The 22,164-nt window shown below is 36.4% G+C and carries 17 protein-coding genes; 9 read left to right on the top strand and 8 right to left on the bottom strand.

Annotated elements, in window-relative coordinates; genetic code table 11:
• Positions 1-11 precede the first annotated feature (11 nt).
• Positions 12-3,914: a type IX secretion system sortase PorU gene (gene porU / locus LC457_RS07895; RefSeq protein ID WP_223599341.1), complete on the bottom strand. Its 3,903-nt coding sequence runs from the start codon at positions 3,912-3,914 to the stop codon at positions 12-14.
• 164 nt (positions 3,915-4,078) lie between these two features.
• Between porU and gldJ the strand changes: the two genes are divergently transcribed.
• Positions 4,079-5,680 (top strand): gliding motility lipoprotein GldJ, encoded by a 1,602-nt coding sequence (gene gldJ, locus LC457_RS07900; protein ID WP_223599342.1) that lies wholly within the window; start codon positions 4,079-4,081, stop codon positions 5,678-5,680.
• Positions 5,681-5,832: 152 nt separating this feature from the next.
• Complete coding sequence (murF, locus tag LC457_RS07905) at positions 5,833-7,104, top strand: UDP-N-acetylmuramoyl-tripeptide--D-alanyl-D-alanine ligase (RefSeq protein WP_223599343.1); 1,272 nt, start codon at positions 5,833-5,835, stop codon at positions 7,102-7,104.
• 73 nt (positions 7,105-7,177) lie between these two features.
• Here the strand turns inward: murF and LC457_RS07910 are convergent, their stop codons facing one another.
• Positions 7,178-7,795 carry an NUDIX hydrolase gene (locus LC457_RS07910; RefSeq protein ID WP_047421206.1) on the bottom strand — a complete coding sequence of 206 codons (618 nt, stop codon included), beginning with the start codon at positions 7,793-7,795 and terminating at the stop codon, positions 7,178-7,180.
• Between the two features lie 506 nt (positions 7,796-8,301).
• Here LC457_RS07910 and LC457_RS07915 point away from each other — a divergent pair.
• Complete coding sequence (locus tag LC457_RS07915; protein ID WP_047378450.1) at positions 8,302-8,691, top strand: hypothetical protein; 390 nt, start codon at positions 8,302-8,304, stop codon at positions 8,689-8,691.
• Positions 8,692-8,729: 38 nt separating this feature from the next.
• On the opposite strand, the gene LC457_RS07920 is transcribed toward LC457_RS07915, so the two are convergent.
• From LC457_RS07920 to mdlD, 4 genes are all read right to left on the bottom strand, one after another.
• A complete protein-coding gene (locus LC457_RS07920; protein WP_223599344.1) occupies positions 8,730-9,773 on the bottom strand; it encodes an anhydro-N-acetylmuramic acid kinase in 1,044 nt (347 codons plus the stop codon).
• Positions 9,774-9,784: 11 nt separating this feature from the next.
• On the bottom strand, positions 9,785-10,375 hold the full coding sequence (gene lptC, locus LC457_RS07925; protein WP_047421210.1) for an LPS export ABC transporter periplasmic protein LptC: 591 nt from the start codon (positions 10,373-10,375) through the stop codon (positions 9,785-9,787).
• A 1-nt stretch (position 10,376) separates the two neighbouring features.
• On the bottom strand, positions 10,377-11,684 hold the full coding sequence (locus LC457_RS07930; RefSeq protein WP_223599345.1) for a hypothetical protein: 1,308 nt from the start codon (positions 11,682-11,684) through the stop codon (positions 10,377-10,379).
• A gap of 194 nt (positions 11,685-11,878) precedes the next feature.
• Complete coding sequence (gene mdlD / locus LC457_RS07935; protein ID WP_223599346.1) at positions 11,879-13,198, bottom strand: NAD(P)-dependent benzaldehyde dehydrogenase MdlD; 1,320 nt, start codon at positions 13,196-13,198, stop codon at positions 11,879-11,881.
• A 250-nt stretch (positions 13,199-13,448) separates the two neighbouring features.
• On the opposite strand from mdlD, the gene LC457_RS07940 reads away from it, so the two are divergent.
• The 6 genes from LC457_RS07940 (at position 13,449) to LC457_RS07965 (ending at position 20,569) form a co-directional block, all read left to right on the top strand.
• Positions 13,449-14,567: a DNA polymerase III subunit delta' gene (locus LC457_RS07940; protein ID WP_223599347.1), complete on the top strand. Its 1,119-nt coding sequence runs from the start codon at positions 13,449-13,451 to the stop codon at positions 14,565-14,567.
• 287 nt (positions 14,568-14,854) lie between these two features.
• Positions 14,855-15,481, top strand: a complete 627-nt coding sequence (locus LC457_RS07945; protein ID WP_223599348.1) for a TetR/AcrR family transcriptional regulator — start codon at positions 14,855-14,857, stop codon at positions 15,479-15,481.
• Positions 15,465-16,778 carry a TolC family protein gene (locus tag LC457_RS07950; RefSeq protein WP_223599349.1) on the top strand — a complete coding sequence of 438 codons (1,314 nt, stop codon included), beginning with the start codon at positions 15,465-15,467 and terminating at the stop codon, positions 16,776-16,778. Before LC457_RS07945 ends, LC457_RS07950 begins: the two co-directional genes overlap by 17 nt.
• 16 nt (positions 16,779-16,794) lie before the next feature.
• Positions 16,795-17,898 (top strand): HlyD family secretion protein, encoded by a 1,104-nt coding sequence (locus LC457_RS07955; RefSeq protein ID WP_223599350.1) that lies wholly within the window; start codon positions 16,795-16,797, stop codon positions 17,896-17,898.
• A gap of 94 nt (positions 17,899-17,992) precedes the next feature.
• Positions 17,993-19,570, top strand: a complete 1,578-nt coding sequence (locus LC457_RS07960) for a DHA2 family efflux MFS transporter permease subunit (RefSeq protein ID WP_223599351.1) — start codon at positions 17,993-17,995, stop codon at positions 19,568-19,570.
• Between the two features lie 402 nt (positions 19,571-19,972).
• The gene (locus tag LC457_RS07965; RefSeq protein WP_223599352.1) at positions 19,973-20,569 is read left to right on the top strand and encodes a hypothetical protein; all 597 of its coding nucleotides are present in this window, start codon (positions 19,973-19,975) and stop codon (positions 20,567-20,569) included.
• Positions 20,570-20,704: 135 nt separating this feature from the next.
• On the opposite strand, the gene LC457_RS07970 is transcribed toward LC457_RS07965, so the two are convergent.
• On the bottom strand, positions 20,705-21,718 hold the full coding sequence (locus LC457_RS07970; protein WP_223599353.1) for a TQO small subunit DoxD: 1,014 nt from the start codon (positions 21,716-21,718) through the stop codon (positions 20,705-20,707).
• Positions 21,719-21,770: 52 nt separating this feature from the next.
• A complete protein-coding gene (locus LC457_RS07975) occupies positions 21,771-22,127 on the bottom strand; it encodes a hypothetical protein (protein WP_223599354.1) in 357 nt (118 codons plus the stop codon).
• Positions 22,128-22,164 lie beyond the last annotated feature (37 nt).

Here is a 22,164-nt window from a genome sequence, read left to right on the forward strand (position 1 = left end):
GTATTATTTAATTATTTCAAAAGTACCATTTTTTCTACAGCTGTAGCACTTCCTTTGCATTTTTCTTGATTTTGACTTTTTGCAAATATCTTAAAAATATACGTACCTTTTGCTACTGTTGACCCAAAATCATCTCTTCCGTCCCATTCTATTGCCTGACGAGGGGTTCTAAAGCCCTGTAGGAACGGTTCTGCGACTACCGGTTGTGATAAAGTTCTTACCAATCTTCCGGTTATTGTATAAATTTGTACGTTCACATCCAGAATATCATCACAATTGTGCTCAAACTGAATATAGGTTTTGTTTGTAAACGGATTTGGCCAGTTCAACGGACGGTTGATCGTCAGGTGTTGGTCAGATTCATCTTTAACTTCAAAATTTAACGTAGCAGATGTAGAATTATTGTTTATATCCCAAACTTTAAATGTCAATTGATGTTGTCCAATTGCTAAATTTCTGAAAGGATAGCTTACATTTCCTTTTTGGTAGTCAGCAAGACTTGGATTTAAACATCCGTTTCCTTCTCCCGCACTATAAAAATCATTTAAAACAACTGTATTGATAATCTGTCCGTCCAGGTATGTTGTAATATCATGACCTACCCCTGATCCTGTGGAGTTGATTCCTGTGTCATCCGTAAGACAGGCAAGAAGCATTGGATTTTGGTTGGTAATTCCACCATCCGCAAAGTTGGTGTTATTCATGTACAGTTTTACTTTTGGAGGCTGGTTATCATTGATTCCATTAGGGTTGATATCACCTACCTGTACTGCCTGATTGTTGAAAACATCCGTTGACTTATTGTCTGCATAGGCTAAAATTCTTCCCTGGCCCACCGCATAATTAATGTCTTTAGGAACATAGAATTCTGCAGTGAATACTCCGTTTACAGCGGTTCCGGCAGCTTTTACAATAGCACTTCCTTCCTCTGTATAATCTAAAACAGGGGATAAAATACCGGTGTTATTTAGCGTTTTCTTATTTAATCTCTTATCAAAAATATTGATGCTGACTCTCCCGTTGAAGGTATTGTTCAATGTTCCGTTTGGATTATTGATGTGTCCTTTTATTTTCACGAAATCCAATCCTCTGATCAGTCCCGGAACAGGAGTTTCAATATTATCAATGGTAAGGAGTCTTTGCGGTCTGCTTAGTTTCATAGCAGGATCACCAAGGAAGTTTACCTTTAGGTGGTTATTGTTTGGCCCCTTTTGCTTTTTAGCAAGTAAATGAGCATTTCCTAATGTATTGAAATCATCATTGGTTAGTTTGAATATATTCTGAGTGAATGTATTCGTAAAATCACGTCCATAATCTACACCAATAGCACGGCTGGAAGTAATCATTGTCGATGCACCTCCCTGCTTCATTTTGATAAACTGTTCTCCTACAGAATTTGTTGAAGGCTCATCCCATAACGTAAATTCACAAGTAATGGTAGAAACAAAAGGGAATCTGCTGTATACATTAGAGAAATTGTTGGCATTCTGCACCTCAGTAGAGGTTAATACTCTTTCCTGTGCCCAGCCATTGATTCCTCCATGTCCGAAATAAAACAGATATAAACTGTTTCCGATTGCATTGGAAATAGCCTGATTTACCTGCGGATATCTTCGTCCTCCAGATGTACTCTGAGCGTTGAAGGCATCCATATATAATTTTTTAACGTTATATTCTTTCAGTTCAAGCTGGCCGGGCTGTTCAAATATTGTAGCCAGACTGTTGTCCATTACATTGTGGAAAGGACTTCCTCCTTCGTTATTATCATCCACAACGAAATCAAGTCTCATACGCCAGTCTCCGAAAGGAGTCGACTGTCCTTGAAGAGAGTTATAATAAGCCAACGTTTTATTGATCATATCTCCTGCTTCACTCGCGTTTGCAGCCGGGATTCTTCCCACAGGCAGATCCGGTAAATTATTTTCAATTAATAATGTGTTCTGCGGTTTGGTCATTACAATATAATCATCCGTTACAAATGAGGATACGTAATCTGAAGACTGCTCACTCTGATAGCTGGAAACAACATTTGAATTATTGGGAACTCTGTTTTTATAATCAAATGAAGCATCACCCAGAATAAATACATATTGAAGTCTGCCAAGAGGAGTATTGAGTTTGCTAACGAAATCTCTTATAGCCGTAAGATCTTTACTTCCGCTGCCGTATTCTTCATAGATTTTGTTGACATCTACAATTTCCACCTTATAATTATGAGCGGTCTGATGATAGTTGGCAAGTCTTTGTGCCTGGCCCATCATTTCAGGAACCGTCAGAATCAGGTAATCTATATTTTGTAAAGCAGAAAGATTCTGATTGGAAATTCTTCCTACAAACTGTGGACTGAAAGCCGCATCAGCACGGAAAGCCACAAATTCATTATTGAAATTCTGATCAGCTGCCGTATAAGCAAAGTTGAAAGCGCCGGCTCCGGCTTTATTCACTCTTCGGCTGGCATTGGTAATATCTGTTACATCCCATACCTGTTCTATATTAGCAGCATTGGTAATGCTGAATCCGTAATCTGTATTGCTTCCACTTACGATGGAATAATCCCTGAAATTCATCTGTGAACCATTGAACGCAAGATTTTCTTTGTACTGAACTTCTACATAATCAAAATAGAAAGTTCCGTTAGGGTTTTTGGAAATATCAGGATTATAAACCATTGTAATCTGGTTTCCGGTAAGATTGGTAAGCGTTCCGGTATAGGTTACAGGGTAGAAGGTATACTGATACGATGAAGTATCCGTAGGGATCGTTTGCAGGGGATGCGGATTTAAATTATTGATTTTAAAATCAATCGTATTCTGTTGCGAATTATAGGCTACCACCTGAGTTCTGTATCGTATAACATCACCAGCCTGTATAGGTGAGTTGGTACTAAGTGTCACTGTTTTTTCATTGCTGAAAGGAGTGTCCTCCACCCATGTTCTACCTACTTTCAACAGGTTTTTCTGATCCTTGTTGATCACCTGGTAACTGTCATATCTGGTTATCAGCTGAGCAGGAAGGTTTCCGTCAACAGTCGGAACTCTTTTTCCGGAACCTTTGTCAAAATTGATATAGTAATAAGAGTAATCTTCATATATATTTTTGACATTATTACTTCTTTCGCTGAATCGGGTATCTTTTCTTTTAAAACCATTTCCATTGGAACTGTCATAAAGATTATATCCATCAGGACCCTGAGCGTAGAAAAGAGCATAATCATTATCGTTCCACACCCCGTCATCTTCACCTACTACCTGAATGGCATTCTCCTGTAAGGCTCCGTATCTTGCATCCTGGTTATATTCAGGAAGCATTACCCCTCCGTTTCCATAAATTCTGAAATTTTTAGGATTTACAGAGCCGGGATTGATTCCGTTGTCTTTTAAAAACTGTGATGTAATTTTGAATACGCCGGATTTGTCAACTTTTATTTTATAGAAGTTGCCGCTTGATAATGGATTGGCAGTTGTTCCTATTTTATTAACAGTCCCTGTAGTATTTACAAATGAAGAGGCTTCTGAAACATTAAACGAAGATAATCTCTGAACACGGCCTTTTACATTTTTAAACAAGGCAACACTGATGCTGGCATAGCTGTCTCCCTCCAAATTATAATAGGAAACATCTGCTACATCATAATCAGGAAGTCTTCCTTTATCCAGTTCAAATAAATCCTGAGCAGGAACGCTTTCCCAGACAAGATCTGAAATTTTAAGCTGCTTTTCTCCGATTTTTTGCTTGGTTACTATAAAAACATTATTTTGGCTGAAAGAAAAACCCTCATTTTTAAAATTAGGAAGATTTAATTTTGTATCGCCAAAATCCTGAATTTTTGAACCATTCCATTCTATGGTGTTTCTTTGGGCGTAAAGTGTTGATGCAAAAGCGATTAAAGATAAAAGCGTAATTTTTCGTTTCATGTTTACTATTGAAATTGCTAAATTACAAAATAAATGAAAATTTTAGAATTAAATTGCGATACAATAAAATTAAATTGTTAACGTTTTTCAAAAAAATCAAATGTTTACTTGATTTATTGAATAATTTATTTTTTCTTTGTACTTTGAAAATATTTATATCGACTATGAAAAAACTAAAGTTGTTTTCATTAATAGCATTAAGTTCTACACTTGCATTAACCAGCTGTGGCGGATCAGGAACCAGCAAAGGTGGCGGTACCAAAAAATTTGTCAGTAAAACAGGTTGGAAACCAAACGAAAAACAAGGTTGGTTTTTTGCAGGAAAGCAACAAAAGCAGAAGGGGTGGCCTGGAATGGTATATGTAGAAGGTGGAACTTTTACAATGGGATTAGTGAAAGATGATGTTATGCACGATTGGAATAACACACCTCGCAGAATGCAGGTAAGTTCATTCTTTATCGGAGAAACAGAAATTACTAACTACGAATACCGCGAATACCTTACATGGTTGAAGTATGTATTCCCACCAAGTGATCCTAGTTTTAAGGAAATCTATAACGGTGCTTTACCGGATACCTTATTATGGGACAACAAATTAGCAAGAAACGATTATAATGAAACCTATCTGCGTTCTCCGGAATTTGATTACTATCCGGTAGTAGGTGTTTCATGGACTCAGGCAAACAGATACTGTGAGTGGCTGACAGACAGAGCGAATGAAAAAGCTTTGATGCAGTCTGGTATCATTGCCAAAGATTTGTATATCAACGAATCCAATAACCAGGGAGGGACTGCTTTCAACATGGATAAATTCAAATCGAATGATCCGGAAATGCAGGGATATATCAATGAAAAAAGAATGCAGCAAAAAACTGGTATGAAAACTACAAACCAGAGATTGCTTGCAGCTAACAGAGCTCCAAATTCTGCAATGGTACAGAAGTTCAGACTTCCTACCGAAGTTGAATGGGAATATGCAGCTCTTGGTATGGCGAAAACCAGAGAATATAACCAATACTTAGGTAAAAAACCTGAAATCGAAAGATTAAGAGGTACCAAAGGAAGAGACAGAGGAATGTTCCTTGAAAACTTCAAAATGGGTAAAGGTGACTACTCAGGGATTTCAGGATGGAAGAACGATGGTTCTGCACAGACTTCTGACGTAAGAAAGTATCCGTCTAATGACCTTGGTGTATATGGTATGTTCGGGAACGTTTCAGAATGGACTGCGGATGTTTACAGACCAATCATTGATGAGGACTACAGTGATTTCAACTACTATAGAGGAAACATGCCTCAGGCTATCGTAAGAAACGGTGACGGAACTTATAAAATGATCGACGAAGGTACTATCAAATATGATACTTTGGCTGACGGAAGATTAGTTTATAAAGGACTTCCTGGACAATTCGAAAGACAAACTATCGCTGATTACAGAAACTACAGAGATGGTGACAGACAATCTTCTTTAGAATATTACAGAGCTTCTGATTCTGCCGCAGGTTTCGATATGTACAATGCTCCTAAACAAAGCTTTGTTGTAGATGGTGCTGGTAGAGTTAAGTTACAAAAAGATACCAAAGACAGAACTTCAGGAATTTCTAACGAGGTTAGAGTTGTAAAAGGAGGTTCTTGGCAGGATACAGCATATTGGCTGGATCCGGGACAAAGAAGATATAAAAATCAAAACAGAGCTTATGGTTGGGTAGGATTCCGTGTTGCACAGGATTCAAGAACTAACGATAAGGGTAGAACTAGAAGATAATATTTATCAAAAAATACTTATAAAAAACCTTCCGGATTTTCGGAAGGTTTTTTTATTTTTGAACCATGAAATCGCTTTGGTTAAAAAGTCTGAAATACTCATAGAGATTTGGCGATTGCATATGACCTCTAAAAAAAAATATATATTTCCACATGAATATAGAACAGTTTTATCCTTTATTTCTGCAAGCATCAAAAGTGACTATTGATAGCAGAAAAATAGCAGAGAATGATATTTTCTTTGCCTTTTCCGGTGAAAATTTCAATGCCGCTACATTAGCAGAAAAAGCCATAGATGATGGAGCGTTGGCTGTAATTGTTGAACTTCCGGAATTTGAAAACAGAGATAAAAATATTTTCTATGTTCCGTCTACCCTTGAGTTTTTACAGCAGCTGTCTATCTATCACAGAAGCAAACTTACCATTCCTTTTATAGGTCTTACAGGAAGTAATGGAAAAACTACGACCAAAGAATTGATTCATGCTGTCCTTTCAGAAAAATATAACGTACAGTATACATTTGGAAACCTGAATAATCACATCGGAGTTCCTTTGACAATCCTTTCTATTAAACCGGAACATGAAATGGCTGTGATTGAAATGGGAGCCAATCATCAGAAAGAAATTGAGTTCCTGTGTACCATCGCTCAACCTGATTTCGGATATATCACCAATTTTGGGAAAGCTCATTTGGAAGGATTCGGTGGATTTGAAGGAGTAATTAAAGGAAAATCTGAGCTTTATGATTATCTTAAAAATAATAACAGAACTGTTCTTGTTAACGAAAATGATCCTATCCAAGCCGATAAAACTGAAAATTATTCATCTAAAATTACTTTTGGAAAAGAAACATCAGATTATAATTTTGAATCTTTTTCCGCAGAACATTTTGTAGGATTGACCTATCAGGGAGTAAAAGCAGTTTCAAAGCTGACAGGGGAATATAATTTTACCAATCTTTGTGCAGCAGCAAGTCTGGGACTTCATTTCGGAATCAGTTTTGAAAAAATAAAACACGCCCTGGAATTGTATACACCTACCAATATGAGATCACAGGTTGTGAAAAAAGAGGGCAGGACTTTAGTGCTGGATACCTATAATGCCAACCCAAGCTCTATGACGGCTTCTTTGAATAATTTCATCAGTTTTGAAGGCAGTAAAACCATTATTATCGGAGATATGCTGGAATTGGGTGATGAGAGCGAGAAAGAACATCAGAACATCTTAAAACTGGCTCAGGATCTTAATTTTAATGAAATTATTACAGTAGGAAAACATTTTAAAGAGGTTAATTCTTCAGATCTTGCTTTTGAAAACACAACCGTCTTAATAGAATATTTAAAACAGAATAAAATTCCGTCTGAAAATATATTGTTGAAAGGTTCCAGGGGAATTGCTCTGGAAAAAGTAATCGACTTTATATAATACAAAAAGAAAAAAGGAGGTTGAAAAGTTATTGAATAATACCTTCCAGCCTCCTTCTCCCAGCTTTTAGCCTTTAAGCTTCCAGCTTCTTCATATCCCAGAATTCCTGTACTATCAGGATAATATTTTTAAAGGTACTTGGAAAAACCTCTTGCTCAATTTCTGATGTCGTTTTCCAGGCTACCTCGGTAATGCCTTCTTCTATTTGCGGTTTAGAAGTATCCTCTCCGTCAAAGTTCATTTCAAACCAATGGGTGCATTTAAGGATTTTCTCTCCGTTTCTTTCTATATAGATATGGTAAGTGGTATTGATGAACTTTAAAAGTTCAACATCACTCAATCCGGTTTCTTCTTCTATTTCCCGTACTGCAGACTCTTCTCTGGATTCTCCTTTTTCCATCTTACCCTTCGGAAGATCCCATTTGCCCAGTCTTTTAATAAAGAGAATTTTACCTTCAGGATTATTTACCAGGCCTCCTGCTGCTTCTATAATTCTGAAAAGCTTTTGGAATTCCTGCCATATTTCATCCAGATTCTCTCCATACACATTAAGTTCCTGCACAGAAGTATTCTCCAGAAGATCTAATGCTATTTCTAAGGTTGTGAAACTTTCATACCTGAGCTCTTTTTCAAGATTTTCAGGATATTGAGACACTAATAGCTTTTTTTCGTTGACAAAAACTTTATACATTTTATGGGAAATTAATTACGACTGAAAATCAAATAGTTATTTTTTTTAACATTAAAACTCAGAGTTTTTTACTATTTTTTATTACAATCACTCACAAATATATAAAATTGTCGTAAAAACTAACGATTAAATGTGGGCATATTTATCTGTTTACGTCTAAGTCAGAAGGAAAAATATACTCTTTATTCATTTGAAATATGAAGGTCAGAAAATATTTGAAAAAAATTTAATGAAGGAATTTCCAGGCTTGAGATTATATTTTAAAAGTAGGATTTAGTGGTGTGCCTTTGTAGATTTTTTTTTTAATTTTGCTAGAGTAGCAAACGTATAGATACAGATTTCATCAGATTTATGAAAGCAAAATTACTCCAGATTTTATGAGTCCAGATATTGTATGATTAGAAAATTATGTAGTAAATAAAATATTGAGTAATAGTTTGAAGTATTTATGCACAAAAACTTTATACATTTGTAAGAGTTAAGAATTTAATTATAAAAAATAAAAAATGAATTTAGAAGGACGAAAGATTATTGTCAATAAATCATCTAAAGAACTTACCGAGTTGCTGAAATCACCTGAAAATTATAAAGATTTTATGCCGGACGGTCTTCAAAAATTTGAAACAAGAGATAACGGATTTAAATTTGGATTACAGGGAATGCCGGAAATCGCGTTAAAAATAGATGAAGTGGATGACCAAAAAGCTGTTTTAAGATCTGCAAGTTCAAGTCTGGACTTTACTTTAACAGCAACTTTAAACCCGATTAATGATAACCAGACTGAAGTTCAGATGTTATTTGAAGGGAAATTCAACCCGTTCATCAAAATGATGGTAGAAAAGCCATTACAGAACTTTATCAATACGCTTACCGATAAAATCGAAGCTTATAAATAATAAAAAAACCTTCAAAATGAAGGTTTTTTTTGATATTTTTATACTATGACTCCCGAGCAATGGTCGTGGGAACTTCCTGTAGCGGAGGAAAGTACATTTACTTCATTATTGATCTTTAAAACTCCCATAAAAGCGAAGATCAGAGCTTCCTTATAATCGATGATTTCTTTTTCAGGGATGATCACTTCAGCTTGTGTTTTTGATCTTATTTTTTCGATTAAAAATGAGTTGTAAGCTCCTCCTCCGGTAATAAGGATATGTTGTATATTATTTGTATTGATAACATTGGCGATCTGTTGTGCGCTATGTTCCGTAAAAGTGGCAAGGGCATCTAAGATTTCAATATTTTTAAGAATCGGAAATATATGCTCATGACACCATTCGATTCCCAAAGATTTTGGATGTGAATGCTGATAAAAATCTAAAGCATTAAGATCCTTCAGTAAAGCTTCATTTATTTCTCCTTTTTGAGCAAGCTCTCCGTTTTCATCAAAACTTTTGTTGATTTGTTGTGCTAAATAATTCAATACAATATTAACCGGAGCAATATCAAAAGCGATTCTTTTTCCGCCTGAATGTAAAGAAATATTGGAAAATCCACCAAGGTTTAAACAGGCGCTGTACTCTGAAAAAAGTAATTCATCACCTATTGGAACCAGTGGGGCTCCGTTTCCATTCATCAGCACATCCTGACTTCTGAAATCATAGATAACGGGTAATCCGGTTTCCAGCTTGATCGCTCTGCCGTCTCCAATCTGAAGGGTAAATTTTCGCTTAGGCTGATGGAAAATCGTGTGGCCATGAGAGGCAATCAGACTGATGTTTTCAAGCTGATGTTTATGAATAAATTCTTTCACCTGCCGGCCAAGGTAAAAACCATATTCTGAATTCAGTTCCAGTAAATCTTCAGCAGAAAGATGAATAGAGTTTCTAAGTTTTTGTTCCCAATCCTCAGAATAGGAAATTGTCTCGGCTTTCAGGATCTGAAAAGTCCACTTGTCCTGTTTTTCAAATTCAGCAAGACAGATGTCCAAACCGTCCAGACTTGTCCCGGACATCAGTCCAATAGCCAGAGCTTTCATTATTTTTCGGATTATTTTTTATTCTCAGAAATTCTCTTTGAACTGAAATCTCCTGAGTTGTTATAGAAAGTATATTCAGAAAAGTCATCCTTTGCGGTCATTCCATTGGCTCCTACCAGCGTAGAACCGTCTTCCATGGTAACATATACAGTATCTTTGGTATAGATTCTGTTTTTTCTTTGATCCCAGTAAATACTCTGCATGGCAAATCGCTGCCCTTCATTGGTTTTTATCCTTACGTCACCTTTGGCTTCATAGAATTTTTTATACTCAAAAATGCGGGCGTATTTAGCTGTAATTCTTCCCGGAACCTTAGGTTTCTTTTTATCAAAAAACTCAATATCAATTCCTTTTCGGGCTACTACATAAGGGCTGTCGATCAGCTCATACTTTTCGATGATGGGTGCTTTGGCTTTTAAAGTGACAAAGCCGGAGTCACGCTGTATAATATTGGCGTTGTTGATGATCTGTGAAGGGAAATTTTTGCTTTGGCTGCCGTTTCTTTTGGTAAGATCCTCTTCACAGGATGTCAATATAAAAAATATAGCACAACTAAAAAGGCATGCTATATTTTTATATGATATTTTTTTTGAAAAATTCATTCTAGTTATAAAGAGTCTTTCTGAACCATTTGTCAGCAAAATTAAAGCCGATTTTCAGGTTGACGAAGTTCTGATTGATCAGGTTATTTTTAAGAGTTCCTCTTTTACCTACTTCCAGTCCTATTTCAAGACCACTCATTCTTGTGATACTACTTGTTTTGAATGGAAGCATTACCCCGGCAGAAATACCGAATTTGTTGATACTTGTTCCTTCCAGTTTAAGGTTTCCTCTTTCGTAGAAAGCTCCATATCTGTAGATTACTCTTGAGAAGTAGCTTCTGAAGTTGTTATAGTTAGGTAAGTACCATCCACCCGCAGAAACTCTGTACGTGTCCTGGAAGTCAAAGGTTTTACCGAAATAAGAGATGTCTTCTCCTTTTTTATAATCCACCTGTCCTGATAGGAACCAATGGTTTTCACTTCCATATCCAACCCCTACGGATGCCTGTAACGGAAGAAGGTTTTTAGATTTTGTTTCCTTCTGCTCTATGATAGTCTCATAAACCTTGTTGGTTTCTTGAGCATCAGAGTATCTGTAAGTACTGTTGACATACTCAGTAGTCATATTACTGGTATTCCCAAAAGTAGCAGTTGCTCCTACTGTGAACTTCTTATCAGTACGGGTATTTAAAGTCTGGTAGCTTGTACCAAGGGTAAAGTTAAAGTTTCTGACTCTGTTTTTAGTCTGATAACCATTAACATATTCACCAGCATAACTACCTGTAGCTGGGTTGTACGCACGGAATTCATTAAGGTCATTAAGGTCTCCAAAATAAAGGTTAGCTCTTGCTCCTACAGAAAGTTCCTGATTAATTTTATAAGAAACAGCAACTTGTGCAGCATTCAATGTTCCGCTACCTTTAAAGTTATTTTTATACATTGGAGTTCCGTCTGCAGCAAATTGTTCATTTACGATATCGTAACTCTTAGAACTGTATGGCTGATAAGAGATCCCCATTTTCACTTTTGGAGATAGTGGAAATGCAAGAGATATATTAGAAAGATACGTAGAATGCTTTGTAGATTTCATATCGTTATAGTTCGATTTGAAATAATTGTTTTCATTGGTAGCCTCCAGTCTGATACTCGTAAGTTCGAAATTGGCGTTGTTTGCCGGGTTGGCAAAATTGAAACTACTCGTGAAATCACTTATAAAAGCAGTTGATATACCTCCCATAGAAGTAGTCTCGATCGTATTATCATATTTCACATCTCCAATTCCATAGGTTGCATAAGGTGAGTTGCTTAGACTCTGTGCATTCAGAAAATATCCAACTGATATGAATGATACTACAAAGATTTTTTTCATTCTTTATTTTTAACAATGCGCAAATATCTTAAATATTAATGAATTGTAAAAATTATATGTGGTTAAAGTTTGTTAAGGGCCTTTCTTTCAAAGAAAAATGCAAATTTTCATCCGTTAAAATATCAATTCTGTTATATAAAAAGGCTGTCCAATATAGAACAGCCTTAGTTTATATGATATATTATCGTTATTGTTTATTTTACCTGAAGTACGGATCGGCTGTGGCTAAAACTTTCAAAGCTGAATTTCCCATGGTATTTTCCCATTCCTGAAGTTCCCACACCTCCAAAAGGTAAGTAATGTGAACCTACATGGATGATCGTACTGTTGATCTCTGCATCTCCGCTTGTGGTATGATGTAAAACGTTATCTGCAAATTCCTGGTTTTCTGTGAAAACATAGAGTGCCAACGGTTTCGGGCGGTTGTTTATTTCTTCCAGGGCCTCATTAATATCATTATAGGTCATAACAGGAAGGATAGGACCGAAGATTTCCTGCTGCATTACCTGATCGTTCCAGGTGACATTATCCATTAAAGTAGCTTCAAAATGACGGGTTTCCAGATCATAGCTTCCTCCATAGATTACTTTTTCAGGAGCTGCTTCCAGATAATCTGCCAGATGTTTGATCTGATTCTGGCTTACAATTTTCCCGATTTTTCGTAATGACTGACCTTCGTAAGTAGTATTTAAATGAGCTTTAAACTTTTCAATAAAGGCATCCTTTACAGATTCGTGGATATAAATATAGTCCGGAGCAACGCACGTTTGCCCACAATTGATCCACTTGCCGTAAGATATTCTTGCTACTGCCTTATCAAGATCTGCATCCTGATGAACAATCGTTGGTGATTTTCCTCCAAGTTCCAATGCCAGAGGAATTAATTGCTCTGCGGCTGCTTTCATCACAATTTTTCCAACGTTTGGACTTCCGGTAAAGAAAATATAATCAAAAGGAAGGCTTAATAGCAGAGTATTCTCTTCAATAGCTCCCTGAATAACCGCTACATAAGATTCATCGAAAGATTCTTTTACAATGTTTTCAAGAACCTGGGCCACATGTGGCGTATTTTCAGAAGGTTTTAGAATCGCTGTATTTCCGGCAACCAAAGCTCCGATAAGCGGACTGAATGTAAGTTGAACAGGATAGTTAAAAGGACCAATAATATAGGTAACACCATAAGGTTCATACATTACTTTGCTTACCACTTCAGCACCTGATGGATGTGGTTTTGAAGGGACAGGAGTAGGCTTTGCCCACTCATCAATATTTTCCAGAAAATAATCCAGTTCACTAATGACAATTTGAATTTCCACATACTCAGCTTCCTTTCTGCTTTTCCCCAGATCAATAGATAAGGCTTCACAAAGATCATCTGTATGTTGTAAGAAAACTTCACGAAACTTTCTTAATTGTGCTTTTCTGAATTCAATATCTTTTGTCTGATTGGTTTTGAAAAAGGCTTTCTGTTGTTGAAATATTCCTTTTATTTTTTGTTCCAGGTTTGTATCCATTGGTGTATGATTTTTACTATTTGAAAAAGTGTGAAATCGTAATGAATTTACGAAAAATTTCACGCTGTAAATTTATTGCTTAAAATTAAATTGTGTAAAATTTAATTTTAAGTTTTATTCTAATCTTATTATTGATGTTTCCTATAATAGAATAGGGGTGTTGCTCTTTTGAAATCTATGATCTATAGTTTTATGCATTTTAAGCAGACTTAATTTTATAAATTGAAATAAGATTTTTTATCTTTGAAACATGAATTGGGAGAACATCGCCGGACAGACAAATCTGAAAAAACTTCTTAGAGAAAGCATTGCTGAAAACAGAGTGAGCCATGCCCAACTTTTTGTAGGAAAAGAGGGATACGGAACATTTCCCATGGTTTTGGCGTATGCAAAAGAAATTTTAAATCGCGAAAATGAGCACGCTGCAGCGAAGGTAGAACATCTCAATCACCTGGATCTGCATTTCAGCTTTCCTGTTTTTACGGACAATAGAAATTCTTTAAGTAAGAATAAATTTGATGAATTCAGAGAAATGATCATGGCTTCTCCATATGCAAGCTACGATGACTGGACTGCGTTCTTAGAGTCGGAAAATAAGCAGTTATTTATTTCTGCAGATGAAATTGATGATCAGAACCAGAAGTTTTCTTTGAAGAGTTTTGAAGGAGGAACCAAAATCCTTATTGTCTGGAGAGCAGATAAAATGAATACCGCGGCTTCAAACAAATTTTTGAAATTTTTAGAAGAGCCGCCGGCAAAAACAATTATCCTTCTTACGGCAGAAAGCACCAATGATATCCTTCCTACCATTCTTTCCAGAACACAGATTGTAGAAATCCCGAGACTACATGATGAAGATATTGAAAACTATCTCAAAAAGAACTTTTCTGTTTCAGAAGAAAAAGTGAAAGAGATTGTTCATGAAGCGCAGGGAGACCTTAATGATGCAGTAAAACTTCTCAATTCCGGAGATAAAACCAATGAATTTGAAAAACTCTTTGTACAATGGGTGAGAGATGCCTTTATGGTAAAAAAGAAACCTGAGTATTTGAGAAGTATCATTCTTTGGGCAAGAGAAATTGCGGGATGGAACAGGGAAAAACAGAAAAATTTCCTGAACTATTGTTCTGAAATCTTCAGGTTGGCATTGCTTCAGAACTATCAATCCGAAAATCTGGTGTATAAAAAGATAGATGCAAATGGGTTCAACTGGGGAGGATTTTCAAAATTCATCAGTGGAGCCAATATTGAACCTATTTTAGAAGAAATCAATACAGCCGATCTGCATCTTACCAGAAACGGCAATCCTAAAATTGTATGGACCGATCTGGGTATAAAATTATCGAGATATATTCACAAAAGCACATAAATAAAACTCCGGTATTGTTGCCGGAGTTTTTGTTTCATTCTTTTTAAAGCTCAAAATTTCTAAGACAATAAAAAGGAATTATTTCAGGAATATTATCGGAACTTTAAATAAAACGGGTAATTACTGAAGTTTTTTATTGCAGAGAAAGGCTTTCTTATGGGTCTTGCATTGGATTATAGAAACTGTCTTTTCTTTACAATAAATTAAATCTATATTAAAAAATCAATCAATCGTTTGATTTGTGTTAAAACTTGTGTACATTTGCGCCCTGAAAAATGAACACGAACATGATTTCAAAAGAAGAAAATATATTATTCGCAGCCGAGAAGCTTTTTGCAGAGAAGGGTTTCGAAGGGACTTCCACCCGCGAAATTGCAAAGGATGCTAATGTTAATATTTCTATGATCTCGTATTATTTTGGCTCTAAGGAAAAACTTTATGAGAAATTAGTAGAATACAGAATGAATGAAGGTCAGTTCTTTTCAAAAGATCTTTTGGGACGAACCGATATCAACGAGTGGCAGAAAATTGAAAAAGTAATTGATCAGTTTTCTAACAAGATCCGTACTCAAAAATGCTTTTACAGGATTATGCAGAGAGAGCAGGTGTATACCAAGAACCCTCAGATTGTAGAATTTTTAAAGCAAACTAAAATGGGATTCCTTTCTATGTATTCACAAATATTGGAAAGCGGTCTTAAAAATGGAATTTTCACCAAAAATCCACCTATTTATCTCCTTCATTCCACTGTAAGCGGAACTTTATTTTATGCATTCAATGCAAAAGAAATGTATAAAGAGTTTCTGAATGAAACAGAAGATGAAGAAGTCTTTGATGAAAAATACTATACTGAACTTAATAAACATATTAAATACTTACTAAAAGACCTTTTAGGTTATGAAGAGAATAAATAACTCAGTGATTGCATTATCACTATTCGTAGGAATAGCAAATGCAAATGCTCAGGAGAAAAAAACACTTTCTCTTGACGAAGCTGTACAGTTGGGAATCCAGAACAGCAAGAATCTCAAGATCGATGCAGCCAAGATCGAAGAGGCTACAGCTGATCTTTTGGAAGCTAAAAACAGACAGTTGCCGGAATTGAAAGTATCTGGCAGCTATATGTACCTTCCGATAAAACCGAATGTAGACATCAAACTTCCGGGTGTTTCAGGAGCAGGAGGTCCCGAAGTACATCAGGTAGCTTACGGCTCAGCAAATCTTAGCGTTCCAATCTATAGCGGAGGAAGAATCAAATATGGGATTCAGTCAGCTAAATATCTGGTGGAAGCTTCAAAATTAAGCACTGAGAACGACAAAATTGCTATTGCTTATAATGTTGCCCAGGCTTATAACAACTTATTTAAAGCCAATCAGTCTATCAAAGTTTTTGAAGAAAACCTTGCCGCTTCTCAAAAAAGAGATGAAACATTTCTTAAAATGGAAAACAATGGTTTAATCGCAAGAAACGACAGGTTAAAGGCCAATCTTCAGACTTCAAATATTGAACTTCAGCTATTGGAAGCTAAGAACAACTACAATATTGCCAACATCAATATGGATTTGTTACTGGGAATTCCTGAAACTACTGAGTTAGAAGTGGATGAAAACTATATTGAAGAAGGTTCAGATGTGAAACCGGTTGACTTTTATGTTACTGAAGCCAGAGAAAACCGTAAAGATTTACAGGCTTTAGCACAACAGAGAAAAGCGGCAGAGTTGGGATCAAAAGCTGCAAAAGCTGAAAATCTTCCTTCTATCGCATTTACCGGAGGTTATGTAGCCGCGGATATTCCTAAGTTTCTTACCGTATACAATGCCATCAATGTAGGAATTGGGGTTTCTTATAACCTATCGAACCTGTGGAAAGAAAATTCTTCATTAAAACAGTCACAAGCGAGAGAAAAGCAATTGGCAGCTACGGATGAATTACTGAATGACAACATTAAGCTTGACGTCAACAGAGAGTATCAGAATACAGACTATTCAAAAAAGAGAATTGCTGTTTTTGAAAAATCTGCTGAACAGGCTAATGAAAATTACAGAATTACAAAAAATAAATACGACAACGGTCTAGCAACGATGACAGAATTATTGGATGCAGACGCAGCGCAGATTGCAGCTAACGTTGGAGTGATCAATGCTAAAGCAGATGCTGCCTTGGCATATAGAAAACTATTACAGACAACAGGAACTTTAACAATTAAATAATCAGATCGAAACCAAAATGGAAAATAATAATACACAGGCAGCTGAACCTAAAAAGAAAAAAAGTTTAGTTTTTCCTATCATTTTAGCGGCAGTAGTAATCGGAGGAGGAATCTATGGTTACAGAGCCTTTACGTACGGACAGTATCACGAAGAAACTGACGATGCTCAGATCTCTTCCAATATGTCACCGGTAATTTCTAAAATTTCAGGTTATGTAGCTCAGGTAAAAGTAAAAGACAACCAGTTTGTAAAGAAAGGAGATACGTTGGTGATTTTGGATAACAGAGATCAGAAAATGGCTCTTGAACAGGCTCAGGCAGCATTATCTACCGCGAAAAGTAATATTTCAAATGCAGAAGCTACCACAACAGCTACTTCAAAAAATATCGGATCTTCAGAAGCGGCAGTAGTAACGGCTAACGCACAGATTGAAGCCGCAAAAGTAAATGTTTGGAAAACTTCTCAGGATTTGAAGAGATATGCTAATCTTGTAAAAGACCACTCTATTACAGAACAGCAATATGAGCAGGCTTTAGCCGCAAAACAATCTGCAGACAGACAACTACAGGTTTTGGTTGATCAGAGAAATCAAATTGCTCAACAAACTCACATCGCTTCTTCTCAGACCGCTGCAAGCTCACAACAAATCAGTGTTGCAGGATCTGTTGCAAAACAAAGAGAAGTAGATGTAGAAAATGCAAAACTGAATTTATCATATACGGTAATCCTTGCACCAGAAGACGGATATGTTGGAAAAGTACCTACACAGGCAGGTCAGTATCTGCAGGCGGGAGCGCAGTTGTTTGCTTTGGTAAAAAACGACCAGAAATGGGTAGTGGCCAACTTTAAGGAAACACAGGTAGATAAAATGGTAGAAGGACAGAAAGTAAAAATCGAGATTGATGCTTTCCCTGATAAGGAATTTGAAGGAGTAGTAAGCTCATTCTCTCCGGCTACAGGAGCTACATTCTCTATTCTTCCTCCGGATAATGCAAGTGGTAACTTTGTAAAAGTAGTTCAGAGACTTCCTGTAAAAATTGATTTTGTAAATCTGGATAAAGAGATTGCGAAAAGACTAAGAACAGGAATGAACGTGAAGGCAGAAGTTGCTTTGAAATAGTATTTATGTACTTACGTAAAATGTATTCATGATGAATTGAAAATCATTAATACATCCTACATTTTACATTAATACAAATATTCGAATAAAAATTATGCAAGATTCATTAGTAGAATATGGAGCGCGTAGAGTAATCATTACGATTACGGCTATCCTTTGTGCCCTTCTTGAAATTGTAGACTCCACGATTGTCAATGTTGCCTTGAATGAAATGAAGGGGAATCTTGGATCTACACTTTCTGAAGTGGGATGGGTAATTACAGCTTATGCCATTGGTAACGTAATCATCGTACCAATGACGAGCTGGCTTTCCCAGCAGTTTGGGCGTAGAAATTACTTTGCGGCATCCATCATTATATTTACTATATTTTCATTTTTATGTGGAAATGCGACCAATATCTGGGAACTTGTGTTCTTCAGATTGATGCAGGGAATCGGTGGGGGAGCCTTATTGGTAACTTCACAGACGATCATTACGGAATCTTATCCGATTGAAAAAAGAAGTATGGCTCAGGCTATTTATGGTCTGGGAGTAATCATCGGCCCTACATTAGGTCCACCTCTTGGAGGGTATATCGTTGATAACTTCAGCTGGCCGTATATTTTCTATATTAATATTCCGATTGGAATTGCAGCAACCTTAATGACACTGCAGTTTGTAAGAAGTCCGAAATATGCTGAAAAACGTAAAGTTTCGGATGTTGACTGGATTGGAATTGGGCTATTGGCAGTAACAGTAGGTTCATTACAGTTCATTCTTGAGAGAGGTCATGAAGAAGACTGGTTTGCCAGCGGAATGATTGTAGCGTTTACGGTGGCTGCTGTTTTAGGATTTATATTATTCCTTTGGAGGGAACTTACCTTTAAATATCCGATTGTTGAGCTCAGGGTGCTTAAAAATAGCAATCTAAGGATCGGAACAATGATGTCATTCGTACTTGGATTTGGGCTTTATGGATCTACGTTCATCGTTCCTCTTTACACTCAGAGTATTTTAGGCTGGACGGCTCTTCAGTCAGGAGCTTTGATGATTCCGGCAGCTTTAACAACAGCCTTCATGATGCCTATTATTGGTAGACTTTTGGCAAAAGGAGCAAAACAGCAGATCTTGGTTTCTTTAGGATTGTTCATCTTCTTTGTCTATAGTTTCTGGGGATATAAAATTCTGACTCCGGATACCAGTAAAGATGCATTTTTCTGGATGCTGATTGTAAGAGGAGCAGGTTTGGGACTACTGTTTATTCCAATCACCTCTTTGTCTTTAAGTACACTGAAAGGGCAGGAGATTGGTCAGGGAGCAGCCTTTACCGGGATGATGAGACAGTTGGGAGGATCTTTCGGGATTGCAGCGATTACAACTTTTATTGCTAATGCCGGTCAGAAATACAGGAATAATCTGATTTCTCACCTTGACGAAAACAGTTTTGATGTCCAGCAAAGACTAGCTGCCCTTAAAGCAAATTTTATTGCCAAAGGAATGACGCCTGATGCAGCAATGAATGCCGCTTATAAAATGCTTGATTTATCAGTCACCAAACAGGCCACTGTACTCTCTTATATGGATGTATTTCTTTATCTCGGAATCATATTCCTGATATGTATTCCGTTTATCTTACTCGTAAAAGAAAGAAAAAGCAAAGAAAAAATAGATTTGAGTGAAGCCATGCACTAAATTTTAATTAAAAACCTTCGATATTTTCGAAGGTTTTTTTTTGTTCATTTCTTACGTAAAATAATATCAGCCAATGGCTTTCAGTTTTAATTCTGTTAAATAAAAAATAATATCACTTATTGGAGAGTTTAATTATTTTTTCTAGCTTTACACCAACAAATGAAAAAATATGAATAGATTCCCTGATCCCTCAAACCCTTTTCAAAAAGGTATTTCCCTAATAATGCGCCGGATTTTTATCTGAATATCGGTTTTTTATATCAACTGATCGAGTACTGTCTTTTTACTTTGTTTTTATATTCAATAAAGACAATGTTCTTATTTCCGAAAGCGTATGAATACGGTCTTTCGTTTCACTAATTAACTAAACCATGATCTCAATATACCTACAAAATATTAAATATGAATCAAATACAACTGCCGGAAACCTATCTGGCATTATCAGATTTCAGAAAGCATGATATCTTTCTTCCTGAAATGAATCAGGCTCAGATTATCTCAGACTTTTTTCCCGGAACCTTTACAGAACTTACCCAGCGCCTGTCTGATATTACAGGAGCCTTTTACGGCGGAATGCTCAAGCAGATTGGCCGACTTTACGGAGCCGAAGCTATTGAACAGCTTTCCAGTACTTTCATGTATGATCTCGGATCCAGAATGACACTGAAAAATCTTGAAACAAAACCTAACCTGCAGCCCGGTATTCCGGCTGTCGCCAAAATACTGATAGGAGCAATTTTTACATCCAGTCCCGAATATAATTTTGAATTTAAAGAATTAAATGACTACAAATGTGAACTGCTGATCAAAGGAGTAGACCGTTACCATAAAATTACGCATAGCCTGCAGATCGCGGGCCTGCTGAAATGGCCGGTCATAAAACCTTTCTTACAAGGAGTTTGCGATACCATGGGACTGGATGTTTTATTGGATATAAAAGTGCTGAAACTTGATCCGGACAGCACATGCAGCTATCATATTGTTGTCTCAGAAAAATAGAGCTGAATATTGAAAATAATAATTTCAAATATCAATAGAAGCGGACTTTAGTCCGCTTTCTCTATTATAAATCAAGGATCGGCTTCAGCCAAAACATAAAACCCGCACCCCGAATCCCGGACCTTAAATTTTACTCTATTTAATATTCTCCATCCATTCAATCCCACTCACATCAATCAGTTTCAATGCATGAATTTCACTTTTCTGAAGAATATCATTAATATTCAAAGTTACATCTGCCTTTGCTCCCAGAGGAATAATCAAGCTGTGCTTTCCCGGTTTTACTTTGGTAACATAATGATTCTGGATATTTTCTTTAGACAATCGGGAAAGTTCTTTATGGTCAAGTTCTTTTAAAATATTTCCGTTTTTGTCCAGAATATGGATGCCTATCAGGAAAGAACCATAGACATCGGCCCCTTCCGTTCTGTACACTTCAAATTTTAAATCCGAATTATTATGGGAAATATTAGAAATTTCCAGTTTAGGTTTTACCGATTTATTATGCAAGGTTCCCCATACACCTCCATGGAAATACTGATTGGTAAAAAGAGTCAAACCAAATATGATAAGCGATCCTACCAATACAAAAACTTTTGGTTGTGAGACAGGAAAATTCCCTGATCCCAACCATTGAAACCATCGTTTTTGAGTGAAGCTTTTGTTATTCTTTATGAAATAATAATCCAGTGAGTATGGACCACTTCCTGTAAGAAACAGGACAAATCCGCCAGCGATTCCTAAAACTCCTATCTGCCATTCATCAAGGCAGGTTGTTCCCAGCCAGCCGGAACCCAACAGAATCCCTAGGGCAAGACTGAAGATGCCGATACTCATTAAACGGGTAAATAATCCGAGAATAATGAATAATCCTACTATGGCTTCAATAATGGTGAAAATCATCATGGATTGCTGTAAGGCATCAGGATGAGTAACAAGATATTCAATAACAGGTTTTATGCCGAGTGCATTAGGTAAAAAGTGATTGAATTTTTCACCGATATATCCCTGTTCGTCGGGAATAAGCTTGTTTTCTAGGATAAGTCTGCGCCAGAAGGCTGAAAAATAGGTCCATCCGATGACCATTCGGAGAGATAAAGTATATAATCCGGCCAGGTCCGAAGACTGGCTGTTTAAGGTATGTTTCATTGAAATTAATATTGTATTGTAAAAAACTGATTTTTAATTGGGTTCAAAAAGTTTAAACCAGATTAAGTTTCAGTCTTTTAAACAGAATATATTTCGGTGGGCTGTTTCCCGTAGAATGCCCTGAATATTCATTGAAAGCAATCTTTTCTTCAACAGAGTTGTCTGCAGTGGAATAAAAATTGAAAAAAGAATCTTTGTATTGTCCTTGAATTTTAGCTTTTGATACCGAAACTCCTGTAGAAGCGGATGCCATATCACAGCTGGAAGAAAGAGAGGAGGTTATCTTTACCTTATTCAGCCCGCTGATATATTGAATGTCAAAAATATCAAGAACATTTCTTTTTACAGAACACGGCGATAATGAAAACACCAAAACAAGCATCGTAATGATAGCTTTATAGGTTTTCATATGGAGTCCTGAGTGCGGCATAATTACAAAACTACAC

Origin of the sequence: Chryseobacterium sp. GVT01B (genome assembly GCF_019970045.1) — a bacterium.
Classification (GTDB): domain Bacteria; phylum Bacteroidota; class Bacteroidia; order Flavobacteriales; family Weeksellaceae; genus Chryseobacterium.